General features: G+C 41.8%; 12 protein-coding genes and 1 other annotated feature. Of the genes, 2 read left to right on the forward strand and 10 right to left on the reverse strand.

All coding sequences use genetic code 11. The annotated features are described in order from the left end of the window. A partial coding sequence (locus Q0A12_RS12685; protein ID WP_291293016.1) for a hypothetical protein occupies window positions 1–260 on the forward strand: 260 nt, incomplete at its 5' end. A 157-nt stretch (window positions 261–417) separates the two neighbouring features. On the opposite strand, the gene rlmD is transcribed toward Q0A12_RS12685, so the two are convergent. From rlmD to Q0A12_RS12705, 4 genes are all read right to left on the reverse strand, one after another. Then, the gene (gene rlmD / locus Q0A12_RS12690) at window positions 418–1782 is read right to left on the reverse strand and encodes a 23S rRNA (uracil(1939)-C(5))-methyltransferase RlmD (RefSeq protein ID WP_291293017.1); all 1365 of its coding nucleotides are present in this window, start codon (window positions 1780–1782) and stop codon (window positions 418–420) included. Between the two features lie 243 nt (window positions 1783–2025). Then, window positions 2026–3855: a translational GTPase TypA gene (gene typA, locus Q0A12_RS12695; RefSeq protein WP_003127228.1), complete on the reverse strand. Its 1830-nt coding sequence runs from the start codon at window positions 3853–3855 to the stop codon at window positions 2026–2028. Window positions 3856–3983: 128 nt separating this feature from the next. Continuing rightward, window positions 3984–4751 carry an inositol monophosphatase family protein gene (locus Q0A12_RS12700; RefSeq protein WP_291293018.1) on the reverse strand — a complete coding sequence of 256 codons (768 nt, stop codon included), beginning with the start codon at window positions 4749–4751 and terminating at the stop codon, window positions 3984–3986. A 9-nt stretch (window positions 4752–4760) separates the two neighbouring features. After that, window positions 4761–5033: a UPF0223 family protein gene (locus Q0A12_RS12705; RefSeq protein ID WP_291293019.1), complete on the reverse strand. Its 273-nt coding sequence runs from the start codon at window positions 5031–5033 to the stop codon at window positions 4761–4763. Between the two features lie 347 nt (window positions 5034–5380). Between Q0A12_RS12705 and Q0A12_RS12710 the strand changes: the two genes are divergently transcribed. Next, entirely contained in the window at window positions 5381–5905 is a 525-nt protein-coding gene (locus Q0A12_RS12710) for a type 1 glutamine amidotransferase domain-containing protein (RefSeq protein ID WP_291293020.1), read from the forward strand. Window positions 5906–5978: 73 nt separating this feature from the next. Here Q0A12_RS12710 and Q0A12_RS12715 read toward each other — a convergent pair whose 3' ends face one another. The 6 genes from Q0A12_RS12715 to pdhA all read right to left on the reverse strand — a co-directional run bounded on the left by Q0A12_RS12715 (window position 5979) and on the right by pdhA (window position 14206). Beyond that, on the reverse strand, window positions 5979–7178 hold the full coding sequence (locus Q0A12_RS12715) for an MFS transporter (RefSeq protein ID WP_291293021.1): 1200 nt from the start codon (window positions 7176–7178) through the stop codon (window positions 5979–5981). Between the two features lie 179 nt (window positions 7179–7357). Continuing rightward, window positions 7358–8629: an O-acetylhomoserine aminocarboxypropyltransferase/cysteine synthase gene (locus tag Q0A12_RS12720; protein ID WP_291293022.1), complete on the reverse strand. Its 1272-nt coding sequence runs from the start codon at window positions 8627–8629 to the stop codon at window positions 7358–7360. A 51-nt stretch (window positions 8630–8680) separates the two neighbouring features. Further along, window positions 8681–8933 (reverse strand) — a binding site (T-box leader). 106 nt (window positions 8934–9039) lie between these two features. After that, a complete protein-coding gene (lpdA, locus tag Q0A12_RS12725; protein ID WP_291293023.1) occupies window positions 9040–10446 on the reverse strand; it encodes a dihydrolipoyl dehydrogenase in 1407 nt (468 codons plus the stop codon). A 7-nt stretch (window positions 10447–10453) separates the two neighbouring features. Beyond that, window positions 10454–12091, reverse strand: coding sequence for a dihydrolipoyllysine-residue acetyltransferase (locus Q0A12_RS12730; protein WP_291293024.1), 1638 nt, complete (start codon window positions 12089–12091; stop codon window positions 10454–10456). Window positions 12092–12116: 25 nt separating this feature from the next. Further along, window positions 12117–13094 carry an alpha-ketoacid dehydrogenase subunit beta gene (locus tag Q0A12_RS12735; RefSeq protein ID WP_291293025.1) on the reverse strand — a complete coding sequence of 326 codons (978 nt, stop codon included), beginning with the start codon at window positions 13092–13094 and terminating at the stop codon, window positions 12117–12119. 2 nt (window positions 13095–13096) lie between these two features. Further along, window positions 13097–14206, reverse strand: coding sequence for a pyruvate dehydrogenase (acetyl-transferring) E1 component subunit alpha (pdhA, locus tag Q0A12_RS12740; protein WP_291293026.1), 1110 nt, complete (start codon window positions 14204–14206; stop codon window positions 13097–13099). Between the last annotated feature and the right edge of the window lie 160 nt (window positions 14207–14366).

Here is a 14366-nt window from a genome sequence, read left to right on the forward strand (position 1 = left end):
GCGTAAATGCTGAAGCTTCAATGGAATATATCAACACATTGTGTGGAAGTAATCTACACTCTACACCTATCCTCTTAACTGACAAAACCGAAACGCCTATTTCAAATCAGAAAGAAGAAGTTGATAATGAAAAAAAGTCAGTTGAAAAATATTTAACTACTCATTTTTCTCCTTGCTTTAGATTTTCAAACAGGAATCACAAAAATAGTAGCCTCCTAAGTTTCCGCAACAAGTCTATCTTAGGAGACTACTATTTTTGAGCTATCTCTTAAGGCTAATCATCTGGAATCGTATTGTCAAAACATTACCTGATCACTACGAGAAAACGTATTTTTTTATTTGTCTTCTTTTTTGTTTTTTTGAACCAAAAAGAACGATTCAAGAATCATCCTGAATCGCTCTGATATTTGTGTAGTCTTATTTGGTCAACAAGACTACACATTCCACATGTGTGGTTTGTGGGAATAGATCAACTGGCTGGACTTGTTTTGTCACATAGCCTTCTTCTGCAAATAGCGCTAGATCACGTGCCAGTGTGGCTGGGTTGCAGGAAATATAAATAATGCGCTCTGGCTTAACCGCAGCGGTTGTCTCGATAAAGCTGGCTTCTAGTCCTTTTCTTGGTGGATCGACAAAGACAACAGTTGGCTGAATGCCTTCACGTAACCATTGAGGCATAATCTTCTCTGCTTTGCCTACAAAGTAATGAACATTTTCTAAGCCATTTCTCGCAGCATTTGCTTTGGCATCTTCGACCGCTTCAGCAACAACTTCCATTCCGAGAACTTCTTGGACACGATCAGCTAAGCTGATTCCGATGGTTCCGATGCCGGCATACGCATCCACGACAATGTCATCCGGCTGTAGATCTGCTAATTCAAACGCTTTTTGATACAGCACTTCTGTTTGGGCCGTATTGACTTGGTAGAAAGATTTGGCAGAGATTTGGAACGTCTTATCGAACAATTGGTCATCAATCGAAGCTTTTCCATAAAGGACTTTCTCTGCATCACCCATGATGACATTGGTTTTTTCTTCATTGATATTTTGGATCACAGATACTACTTCAGGAAGCTCTTCATGAATGACTTCAGCAATCTCTTCTCCTTTGAAAAACTTCGCTTTTCGTGTGACTAAAACGACCATCATTTCACCCGAGTGGTGTCCGCGACGGATCACAACGTGCCGTAAAAAGCCTTCGTGAGCTTCTTCGTTGTAGGCTTTGACGTTAAAACGCTGCAAAATGTTCCGGACGGTTACGATTGCTTGATCGATCGCCGGATCTTGGATATAGAAATCTTCGATTGGTACCAAGGTATGACTATTTTTGCGGTAAAAACCAGTAGTCAACTGCCCTTTGATTTTTTGAACGGGAATTTGCGCTTTGTTGCGGTAGCCAAAAGGTTGTTCCATGCCGATCGTAGGCAATACCTCAACTTGCGGCATTTTCGCAACTTTTGTTAAAACATTCTCTACTTGTTGCTGTTTGAATGCCAATTGTTTTTCGTACTTCAGATGACTCAAAGGTGCGATACCGGTTCGCAATAAATCTTCATTAGGCAACTCTTGACGATCTGGACTCGCTTGTAACAGTTTCATCACTTTGGCAAAACCGAATTTGTTGCCAACTTTCAAGACTTTGACTAGCGCACGTTCGCCGGGTAATGTGTTTTCAATAAAAAGTAAATAGCCATCGACTTTGGCGATACCGTTTCCTTCATGGGAAAGGTCTAAAATATCGACTTCAAGTTCCTGATTCTTCTTAACAGGATAATTTTTCATAGGTTTCTCCTTTGTGCTTGCTTTTCTCATTTTAAAAAGGAATCACTGAAATTGCAAGCGCTGTTTATTTCGATGATGGCTCTTCGCCAACATTTTGAACAAAAAACATCCGAAGGACAGAATCGGCTGATTGCTTTTAGGCTCTGCGGCGAAGAGCCGCTGCACCACAAGAGCAATTCCTTTTCCATCCTTCGGAAAATCATCTACACGAGAAGTCTTAAACTTCCTTAGGTGTTTTATTTATCAGCTGTTTTTCTTTTTCTGTGATTTTTCCCGTTCGCTCTTGTTCAAGATTTGTTTTCTCAAACGAATGCTTTCTGGGGTTACTTCACAGTATTCATCATCGTTCAAGAATTCCAATGATTCTTCCAAAGAAAGAATACGAGGTTTCTTGATAACGGATGTTTGGTCTTTGTTTGCTGAACGAACGTTAGTCATTTGTTTTGCTTTCGTGATATTAACGGTTAAGTCTTTGTCACGAGAGTTTTCACCAATGATCATTCCTTCGTATACTTCGGTACCTGGTTCAACAAAAACAGTTCCGCGTTCTTCAATACTCATGATCGAGTAAGTCGTTGCTTTACCTGTATCGATAGAAACCAGTGCCCCTTGATGACGACCACCGATTTGACCTTGGATCATTGGCAAATATTGATCGAAGGTGTGGTGCATGATTCCGTAACCGCGAGTCATAGATAAGAATTCTGTCGTATAACCGATCAATCCTCGAGCAGGTGCCAAGAAAATGATCCGCACTTGTCCATTTCCTGTATTGATCATGTCTTGCATTTCTGCTTTACGCATACCTAATGATTCGATTACTGATCCCATGTATTCTTCCGGTGTATCGATTTGAACACGTTCAAACGGTTCACATTTCACGCCATCAATTTCACGTTCAATGACTTCTGGACGAGAAACTTGCAATTCAAAGCCTTCACGACGCATATTTTCGATCAAGATCGACAAATGAAGTTCCCCACGACCAGAAACAATCCATGAGTCAGGTCCAATTGGATCAACACGCAATGACACGTCTGTTTGCAATTGAGCCATCAAGCGTTCTTCGATTTTACGTGCTGTAACGAATTTTCCTTCACGACCAGCAAAAGGAGAATTGTTCACGATGAATGTCATTTGCAATGTTGGTTCATCAATATGCAACACAGGTAATGAATCTTGGTGATCGATTGGTGTCACTGTTTCACCAACGAAGATATCTTCCATTCCAGAAACAGCGATCAAATCGCCAGCTTTGGCTTCTTGGATCTCTAAACGTTTCAAACCAAAGAAACCGAAAAGTTTCGTTACACGGAATTTTTTGACTTCTCCGTTTAATTTCATCAATGCAACTTGGTCGCCAACTTTGATTGATCCGCGGAAGACACGGCCAATTCCGATACGTCCAACATAATCATTATAATCAAGCAATGATACTTGGAATTGCAAAGGTTCGTCACTATTGTCGATTGGTGCTGGAATGTGTTCAATGATCGTATCAAACAATGGCGCCATCGTTTTTTGCTGATCAGCTGGATCGTCTGATGCACTAGATGTGCCGTTGATTGCTGAAGCATAAATGACTGGGAAATCTAATTGATCGTCATCTGCACCTAATTCAATAAATAATTCCAACACTTCATCGACAACGTGTTCTGGACGAGCCGATGGTTTATCAATTTTGTTTACAACAACGATTGGCACTAAATGTTGTTCCAACGCTTTTTTCAATACAAAACGTGTTTGCGGCATTGTACCTTCATAGGCATCAACAACTAAGACAACACCGTCAACCATTTTCATGATTCGTTCCACTTCTCCACCGAAGTCCGCGTGTCCTGGGGTATCCATGATGTTGATTTTTGTGCCATTGTATTCAACGGCCGTATTTTTTGCTAAGATCGTGATACCACGTTCTTTTTCAATCGCATTTGAATCCATCGCCCGTTCTTGTAATTGGGTATGGCTATCTAACGTTTGGGATTGTTTCAATAATTCATCAACTAATGTAGTTTTTCCGTGGTCAACGTGGGCAATAATAGCGACGTTGCGGATATCATTTCTAATATTCAATTTATAAACTCCTTTTTTGGTGACATTGCACTCGACAAGCCATTATACCAGAATTTCTTTCTGAAATATAGTGCAAAGTTTTCATTTTTACAGAAAAAAACAGATATCCGTAGATATCTGCTCTTCATTTATTGATTTGCGATCGTCAATAATTCTTGAAATGCTGTTGGTGTACCACCAATAAACAATTCTCGACCATCTAGAGCAAGTTCTTCTCCGGTGATATTCGCCATTTTTAAACCTAATGTTTCCATTAAGATACCGCCAGGGGCATAGTCCCAGGGCGCTAGATTGGAAATATACCCTGCGCGCTGACCTAAAACCAGCGCAATCAATTCGATGCCGGCACAACCGGTCATTCGTACACCGAGTGCCCGTTCACTCATTTCGACTTCATGATGACGATTATGCATCAACATAGGCGCATTTAATCCAATCAATCCTTCCTCTAAAGCAATATCTTTCGGCGGATCGATTTTTTGTCCGTTGCAAAAGACCCCAATCTCCGGTCCACCCCAAAGAAATTCATCTTTCATGACATTATAAACAAAGCCAAAACGCCCTTGGCCTTCTTCATATACAGCGACCATGATACAGAAGTTCTCTTTTTCCAACACGAAATTCATGGTTCCGTCAATAGGATCAATGATAAATACTCGTCCACTAAAGTCTGACAGTCGATCTAAGCCATTTTCTTCTCCTAAAATTTTCGCTTCTGGATCGAAGGCTCGAATCTTCTCAATCAGAAAATCTTGAGTTGCCTTATCTAGCTCAGTCACTAAGTCTTTCCGACCAGATTTGGTTTCCACAATTAGATGCTCTTTGTTTAGGTTTTCTTTGATTTTTTCCCCTGCTGCAATCATCCAGCTATGGATTTCACTAACGATTTCTTGCATGGTTTCTTTCTACTCCTTCATTTTCAGTTTACCGCTTGTCGTCTTGGCTGCTTGAAGTGTTCGATACAATGAATATCCGCTCAAGTCTTCGAAATCTCTGCCTAAACGGCGTTCTTCCCCAATACTTGGCACAACTTTCTTAAACTGCCGATAAGCTTCTAAAAACTCCGCTGCCGGGATCCCTTTCTCGTAGGCTTGTTCTAAGCGATCCCATAAATTCATTACAATAACCATTTCATCTGTTGACCAGTCCAGATCTAGAGGATATTGATAATCACGCATTTTAATCACCCCTATTCGTCCTATTCAGTGTACCATAAAAATACAAATTGGTCAGAGACTCTGTCGCAAAATAAAAGAGGGCACCTCTCAGTGAGAGATGCACCCCCTATTAAAGAATGTTTTGAAGAAGAACCCATGATGTCCTATCTCTCCTCCTCTCATGAAGATCATTGATTCCTTTGATTATCTCTTAATGTCTTTTCAGTGACAATGCTCCGATGATTAAAAAACAGCTACGCTTTCTTCTTTTCAGGTCGCTTTTATCAAATCCGTGAAAAAGCATACTTTTGGTGTTTCCTTTTCCTTGATGTTACAGTAAGAATAGCAAGAATAAAGGAGGATTTCATTTGCGCTTAAAAAACAAAAAAATCATCGCGTTAGTCGACAATGATTTCGAGGATCTAGAACTTTGGTACCCTGTTCACCGTTTGCGAGAAGAAGGCGCTCAAGTGGATTTAGTGGGGGAAGAAGCCCATAAAAGCTATAAAGGAAAATACGGAGTTCCTGCAGAATCTGCGTTTGCTTTTGACGACATCAATGCGGCTGATTATGATGCCATCTTAGTCCCTGGCGGTTGGGCACCGGATAAACTGCGCCGATTCCCACAAGTCATTTCTTTTGTTCAAGCGATGGACAAAGAAGAAAAAGTCATTGGTCAAATATGTCATGCCGGCTGGGTCTTGATTTCCGCGAATATTTTGCAAGGAAGAAAAGTTACGAGTACCCCTGGCATCAAAGACGACATGACAAACGCCGGAGCTACTTGGGTAGATACACCAGTTATCACTGATGGACACATCGTTTCCAGCCGCAGACCCCCGGATCTACCCGATTATATGCGGGAATTCATCGCTGTTTTAGAAAAGAAATAAACACCAGTCCATCCGAAAAAAAAGCGTGTCACCGGAGCAAATGCGGTGGACACGCTTTTTCTATAAATACCGATCATTCACTTCGGATCGCTAATTTCTTATTCGTTCGAGGAATTTTTTTCACACCGACAAATGTCAACACAGCACCTAAAACGGCAAAGCCCGTGCCGATTAGGAGCATTTCCCAGACACCGAAATTTTGAATCAGCAGCCCACCTAATAGGTTGCCGATCACCCCACCAATTGTGGTGGCGATGATGATAATTGTTTGTCCAAAGACCCGATCCTCATCTGCCAAACTATGATTGAACAAATAAGCGGATGCGGGGATAAACAAGGCAAAGCTAACTCCTTGCATCAAATGACTCATTTCCATCAAGATAATGGAGCTGATCAACAGCATCAGCACTCCTCGAAGGGCAAAAGCAACACTGGATAACAACAGCCAAAAACGGCTAGACCGTTTTCTCACTAACTGTTCAAAGAAAATCATCCCCGGCAATTCGCATAATGCCGCAATCATCAGCGCGATGCCCACCTCTTTACTGCCACCGCCAATATCAGCAAAAATTTGTGCCAAAAAGCTATTGATCATCGTGTGGAAGCTGAAAAGAAAGCTAAAACCGACAAACAGAAAGAGTAAAAAAGGATATTTTTTCAAAAATGCACCTGAATGATTTGGCTCATTGAGTATAACTGGCATTTCAGGCTTCTTGACTGCTGGCAGCAAAAGTAAAATAATGAAAAAAAGCACGGCTTGTCCGATAGCAATCATCGGCAAGAGGGCTGCCGAAAAGTTCTCCAAGAGCTGGCCCAACAAAAAAGAAGTACCAGCAAACCCTAATGAACCGCCGGCCCGTGAAAAACCAAAATTGATTTTGTTGCCGCTATTTGTATATTCAAATGCTAAAGCGTTAAGAAAGGACTGCATGGAAACGAGCAAAATCCCCCCTAAAACATAGGTGACTATCGACAATGCGGGTACGATCACACCTGCTAATAGCACCGCCATCACGCCAATAATCAACGATTTCAGGACATTGATCAGTGGGATCTTGCGTTTTTTGATGATCACTTGACTGATGAAGGGTTGTAAAATCGTGGAGGCAATATTGATAAGTGCCAACATACCGCCGATTTTTGCCGGATCGACCTTGAAATAAATCAAAAAGAGTGTCGCAAAACCATAGATTGAGCAAAACATCATCCAATACAGAAATTGCAAACTTGTATAGTAAAATCGAATCCTCTTGTCACTTGTTTGATTACGCATACATCCCCCACCTTATCCATTTTCCTTGGCAACTAAATATAGCATAGAACAGGCGGATTTACTATCCTTCAAGAGATAGAAACGGCATTTTATCTTAAAACACTGACAAACATCAAAAAGCGCAACAACTTACGTTGCGCTTTTCCGACTTGCTTCTTCTACATGATTCTGAAACAGCATCAGAGCTGTTCAAAGGCTTGTGTTAGGTCTTCCAATAAATCATCAATATTTTCCAATCCAATGGAGAGGCGAATCGTCTCCGGACGAATTTTGGCTGCTGCTAGTTCTGCTAAGCTTAGCTGAGAATGGGTAGTTGAAGCCGGATGAATGATCAATGACTTTGCATCACCGACATTTGCCAGTAAAGAGAAGAGCTTGGTTGCACCGCAGAAGGTTTTGCTCGCTTCTGCCCCACCTTTAAGACCAAATGAAAAGACCGAACTGGTTCCTTTTGGGAAATACGCCTGTGCTCGTTCAAAGTAAGGGCTGTCAGGCAATGTTGGAAAATGGACCCAAGAGACTTGCGGGTGCTTGGCTAAAAACTCAGCAACTTGTTGCGCATTTTGGACATGGCGTTCCATCCGCAATGAGAGAGTCTCGATACCTAAAAGCAAAACCCATGAATTAAAGGGAGAAATCGCAGCACCTGTATCCCGTAAAAGAATCGTTCGTGCTCGAGTGATGTAGGCTGCTTTGCCGGCTGCTTCTACCCATGAGACCCCATGATAGCTTGGATCAGGAGCGACAAGCTTGGGGAATTTGCCATTTGTCCAATCAAAGTTACCACTATCGATAATGGCACCTCCCAAAGCAGCACCGTGACCACCAAGGTATTTTGTCGTCGAATAAACAATGATGTCCGCCCCATGTTCAAAGCCGCGGAATAGATAAGGGGTTGCAAAGGTATTGTCAATAATGAGGGGAATCCCTGCTTCATGGGCGATGGCAGCAATCTTTTTGAAGTCGGCAATGTCAATATCAGGATTGCCTAAAGACTCAAGAAAAACGGCTTTGGTATTTTCTTGAATGGCTGCTTTTAGAGCGACTAGATCTTCACTATCTACAAAACTTGTCGTGATGCCAAAATCTGGCAGTGTATGTGCGAACAAATTATACGTCCCACCATAGATTGAAGCAGCTGAGACAATATGGTCCCCTGCTTGTGCGAGATTTATGATCGCATAGGTGATTGCAGCCGAGCCAGAAGCCGTTGCTAATGCGCCGACACCGCCTTCTAATAAGGCTAACCGTTCTTCTAGAACAGCTGTCGTTGGATTGGTAATGCGGGTATAGATATTACCACTTTCGCTAAGACTAAATCTTGCCGCCGCTTGATCTGCATCATCAAACACATAGGATGTGGTTTGATAGATTGGTACGGCTCGACTCCCCGTTGTTGGATCTGGTACTTGTCCTCCATGTAATTGAATCGTCTCAAATCGTTCTGTCATACTACTCCTCCTCCATAATGTAAATAAAAAAAGCCCTCTGATATCGAAATATCAAAGGACGTGATTACGTGTTACCACCTTTATTCAAGCTAGCTTTGCAGCATGCTTCTCATCAAGTACGCGACAGAACAAGTCGGTATACTCTGACGCGTTAGCGGGCGCACCCGGATCTCCTTATCTTTGACTCAAGTTCAGAAGATCACCTCTGAGGCCATTTTCTTTCGATTCTCCAAGTTCTTCTTGCACCACACGAAGACTCTCTAAGCTTGCCAAATCGATTTACTTTCCTCATCAACGGTTAAAATGATTACAAGCATCGTATCATTTACAGAAGATTCTGTCAATATAAATTCTTCGCCTTATTTGATAAAAAAACTCGTCCATCAGAAGATGAACGAGTTTCATAAAACTTAGATATGGATTGGTAAACCTAATGCCAACTCAGCAGCATCCATTGTGATTTCACCTAAAGATGGATGTGGGTGGATTGTCAATGCGATATCTTCTGCATTCATACCTGATTCGATAGCAAGTGCTAGTTCTGAAACCATGTCACTTGCACCTAAACCAGCGATTTGCGCGCCGATAAGTACATTGTCTTCCACTGTTGTTACTAAGCGGATAAATCCTTCGGTTTTTCCAAGAGATAATGCACGACCATTACCTGAGAATGGGAATTTGTAAGCTTTTGCTTCGATTCCAGCATCTTTTGCTTCTTTGATCGTCATACCGACAGAAGCTAATTCTGGATCTGTAAAGGCAACTGCTGGCATTGCTTTGTAGTCAACAGCAACTTTTTTACCAGAAATGGCTTCAGCAGCAATTTTTGCTTCATAACTTGCTTTGTGGGCAAGAGCTGCACCAGGAACGATATCACCAATCGCAAAAATGTTAGGGATATTGGTACGACCTTGTTTGTCCACATTGATCAAGCCACGTTCGCCAACTTCCACACCGGCTTGTTCTAAGCCCATGTCATTAGTGTTTGGACGGCGGCCAACTGTTACCATCACATAGTCTGCTGTTACAGATTCTTCTTTGCCATCCACCGCATATTTGACAGTTACGCTATCGCCATTGTCAACTGCTTCTTTAGCCATTGCGTTGGTAACGATGGTTACACCTTTTTTAGCGAAGTCTTCTTCAACTAATTTAACCATGTCTTTTTCATAGGTTGGTAAAATTTGAGGTGAACCTTCAAGGATCGTTACTTCTGCACCTAGGTTTGCATAAGCTGCACCTAGTTCAGAACCAATGACACCGCCACCGATAACAACGAATTTCTTAGGCACTTCTTTTAATGCCAATCCGCCGGTAGAATCAAGGACACGTCCACCGAATTTGAAACCAGGGATTTCAATTGGGCGAGAACCTGTCGCGATGATTGCATTGTTGAAAGAATAAGTTTGAGCTGAATCAGGATGGATCACACGCAATGTATGATCATCAACGAAGAAAGCTTCCCCTTCAATTATTTCAACTTTGTGTTTTTTCAATAGGAAGCCAACACCTGAAGTCAATGTTTTTACAACTTTGTTGTCTTTCCATTCTTGTGTTTTAGTAAAATCAAGAGTTACGTTTTCGCTAGAGACACCAAACATGGTTGAATCTAATGATTCTTGATAATGATGTCCAGCAGCAATCAATGCTTTTGAAGGGATACAGCCAACGTTCAAACAAACGCCGCCAATGTATTCTCTTTCAATGATTGCAACTTTTTGTCCCATTTCCGCAGCGCGGATGGCAGCTACATAGCCGCCAGGTCCCGCACCGATTACAACTGTGTCTAATTCAACAGCAAAATCTCCAACTACCATTTGTTAATCATCCTTCCATCATTAATAGCTCTGGATCAGCTAAAAGACGTTTGATATTATTCATTGCTTGTTGCGCTGTTGCTCCATCAACGATACGGTGGTCAAAGCTTAATGAAAGTTTCATTACGCGACCGACAACGATTTCGCCTTCAGCATTCACGATTGGTTGTTGCGCAATCGTACCAACACCCAAGATTGCTACTTCAGGGTAGTTGATTACTGGTGTGAACCAGCCACCACCTACAGAACCGATGTTACTGATGGTGATTGTTCCGTTACGCATGTCATCTGCAGAAAGTTTGCCGTCATGCGCAAGTTTTGCTTTTTCGTTGATTTCATCAGCGATTGCAAACATGCCTTTACGGTCTGCATCTTTGACGTTTGGTACATACAAACCATGATCTGTATCTGTAGCGATACCGATATTGTAATAGTGTTTGTACACGATTTCTTGTTTTGCATCATCGATTGAAGCATTCAAGATAGGGAATTTTTTAACTGTCGCAGTCAATGCTTTGACAACATATGGCAAGAAAGTAAGTTTTGTGCCATTGGCAGCAGCAACTTCTTTAAATTTCTTACGGTTATCCCAAAGATTTGTTACTTCTACTTCATCATGCAATGTAACATGAGGAGCTGTATGTTTGCTGTTGACCATTGCTTTCGCAATTGCTTTACGTGTTGCTGTTAATGCCACACGTTCTTCCAAATCACCCAAGTTAGACTTGAAGGCTTTCGCTGGTGCAGCTGGTTTGCTTTCGGCTGCTGGTGCTTGCGCTTCTTCTTTCGCTGGAGCTGCTTCTGCAGTTGCTGGAGCACCGCCACCAGATAGGAAGTTTTCGATGTCTTCTTTTGTCACACGGCCACCTTTGCCAGTTGCCGTTACTTGTGTGATGTCGACATCTTTTTCACGAGCAAATTGACGGACAGAAGGCATTGCCAACACAAGTTTGTTTGGATCAGCGGCTTCAACGACACTTGCAGAACCAGAAGTTTCAACTTTTTCTGGCACTTCAGTGGTTGCAGCAGCACTAGTAGCAGGTGCACTGTTATGTCCAGGTGCATCAATTTCTACTAATACGTCACCAACATTCGCAACGGTTCCTTCTGATACTAGAATATTTTTAACGGTACCAGTAACTGGAGATGGGATTTCTTCCACTGATTTATCGTTTTGAACTTCTAGTAATGTATCATCTTCATTGATGGTGTCGCCAGCTTTAACGAACCATTTTACGATTTCGCCTTCTGCAATTCCTTCACCGATATCTGGCAATTTGAATTGGAATACGCCTTCGCCTTCTGATGAGCCAGCAGATGCAGCTTCAGTTGTAGGGACAGCAGCTGGTTGTGCAGGCGTTTGAGCTTGCGCAGCTACTCCTGCATCCCCTTCGTTGTCTTCATGTCCGGGTGCATCGATTTCTACTAATACATCCCCAACATTCGCAACGGTTCCTTCTGATACTAGGATATTTTTTACGGTACCAGTAACTGGAGATGGAATTTCTTCCACTGATTTATCATTTTGAACTTCTAGTAAAGTATCATCTTCATTGATGGTATCGCCGGGTTTAACGAACCATTTTACGATTTCGCCTTCTGCGATCCCTTCACCGATGTCCGGTAATTTAAATTGAAATGCCATTTTCTATTCTTCCCTTCTTCAACTATTAAAAGTTCACGATTTCTTTCACTTTGTCTTCGATATCTTTAGCATTTGGCAACCAGATGTTTTCTGCTTGACCGAATGGGAAGATCGTATCTGGAGCAGATACACGTCCGATTGGTGCTTCTAATGAAAGAACCGCACGTTCAGAAATTTCAGAAACGACTTGAGCGCCAACACCTGCTTGTTTTTGAGCTTCTTGAACAACGACCACGCGACCTGTTTTTTCAACAGATTTAATGATTGTTTCTACATCAAGAGGCGCAATTGTACGCAAGTCGATAATTTCAGCATTGATGTTTTCTTTTGCTAAGTTATCAGCTGCTTTGATTGCTTCACGAACCATCGCACCATAAGTGATGATCGATACGTCAGTTCCTTCACGAGTAACCGCTGCTTTGTCCAATGGAACTTCATAAGCTTCTTCTGGCACTTCTTCACGGAATGAACGGTAAAGTTTCATGTGTTCTAAGAAAACAACAGGGTCATTGCTGCGAATAGACGCAATCAATAGTCCTTTGGCATCATATGGATTTGATGGGATTACGACACGGATACCTGGTGATTGAGCAATCAATCCTTCCAAGTTATCTGAGTGCAATTCTGGTGTATGCACACCGCCACCAAATGGTGAACGAATGGTGATTGGCAAATTACGAGTGCCGCCCATACGGTAACGGGTACGCGCCATTTGTCCAACGATTTCATCAAATGTTTCAAAAACGAATCCGAAGAATTGAATTTCTGGAACTGGACGGAAACCTTCTAGTGCTAAACCGAAAGCTAAACCGCCGATACCAGATTCAGCAAGAGGGGTATCGAAAACACGATCTTCACCGAATTTTTCTTGTAAACCTTCTGTTGCCCGGAAAACTCCGCCGTTTTTACCGACGTCTTCACCAAAGACTAAAACTTCTTTGTCGTTTTCCATTTCAACAGCTAAGGCATCTGTAATTGCTTGAATCATTGTTTTTTGTGCCATGACTATTTCGACTCCTTCGCTTCGTAAATTGCAATTTGTTCTTTAATGTTTTGTGGTTGAACTTCAAACATATTTTTCAAGAAATCGGAAACTTTTTGTTTAGGTACACGGTCAGCTTCAGCGATTGCAGCTTTGATTTCTTCTTTTGTTTGTTCAATAATTTGTTCTTCTTTTTCTTCAGACCATAGTCCTTTTTCCGTTAAGTACGTACGGAAGCGAACCAATGGATCTTTTTGTTGCCATTCGCTATCCATATCTTTGGAACGGTAACGAGTTGGGTCATCCCCTGATAATGTGTGTGGACCATAACGGTAAGTCAATGTTTCGATCAATACTGGACCATTGCCATTGGCTGCCCATTCACGAGCTGCTTTTGATACAGTGTAAACAGCTAATGGATCCATACCGTCTACTTGAATTCCAGGAATACCTGCTGCTGCTGCTTTTTGAGCTAATGTTTTAGCAGCACTTTGAACTTCACGAGGTGTTGAGATCGCAAAACCATTGTTTTGGATGTAAAATACAGCGTTTGCATGGTAAGCACCCGCAAAGTTGATTGCTTCATAGAAGTCCCCTTGTGAAGAACCGCCATCACCTGTATAAGTGAAGACAACATTTTTCTTGTTGCGTTTTTTCAATCCAAGAGCAACACCTGCTGCTTGCACATATTGCGCACCAATAATGATTTGTGGTGGTAAAGCTTGCAAATCTTCAGGGTAAAGGTTACCAGCTACATGTCCACGAGACCATAAGAATGCTTCTTTCAATGGAAGTCCATGTTGGATCAATTGCGGAACATCACGGTAACCAGGTAAAAGCACATCTTCTTTTTCAAATGCAAAATGACTTGCTAATTGACTTGCTTCTTGACCAGCTGTTGGCGCGAAGAAACCTAGACGACCTTGACGGTTTAACGCAGTAGAGCGTTGGTCTAACACACGAGACCATACCATACGAGTCATCAACTCGACTAATTCGTCGTCACTTAGATCAGGTACTAAATCTGGATTTACGATTTTTCCGTCTTTGTCCAATGCTTGATAAGTTGGAAAATCTGCATTGACTTGTTCCAAAATTGCTTGGAAATCAAGTGCTTTTTGTTTTTTTGCCATCTTGACACACTTTCCTCTCTGATATAAAAATTCACTTTCGAATGTAACAGGGATAAAATCTGTATCATCGAAAAATCATTTACTACTATAAACTATCATTTAAACGAGAATAAGACAAGCGAAAAGGATTCTTTTTTTAATAAAACGATTCCTATTAGAC

It is taken from the genome of Enterococcus sp., from assembly GCF_022711995.1.
Lineage (GTDB): Bacteria > Bacillota > Bacilli > Lactobacillales > Enterococcaceae > Enterococcus_D.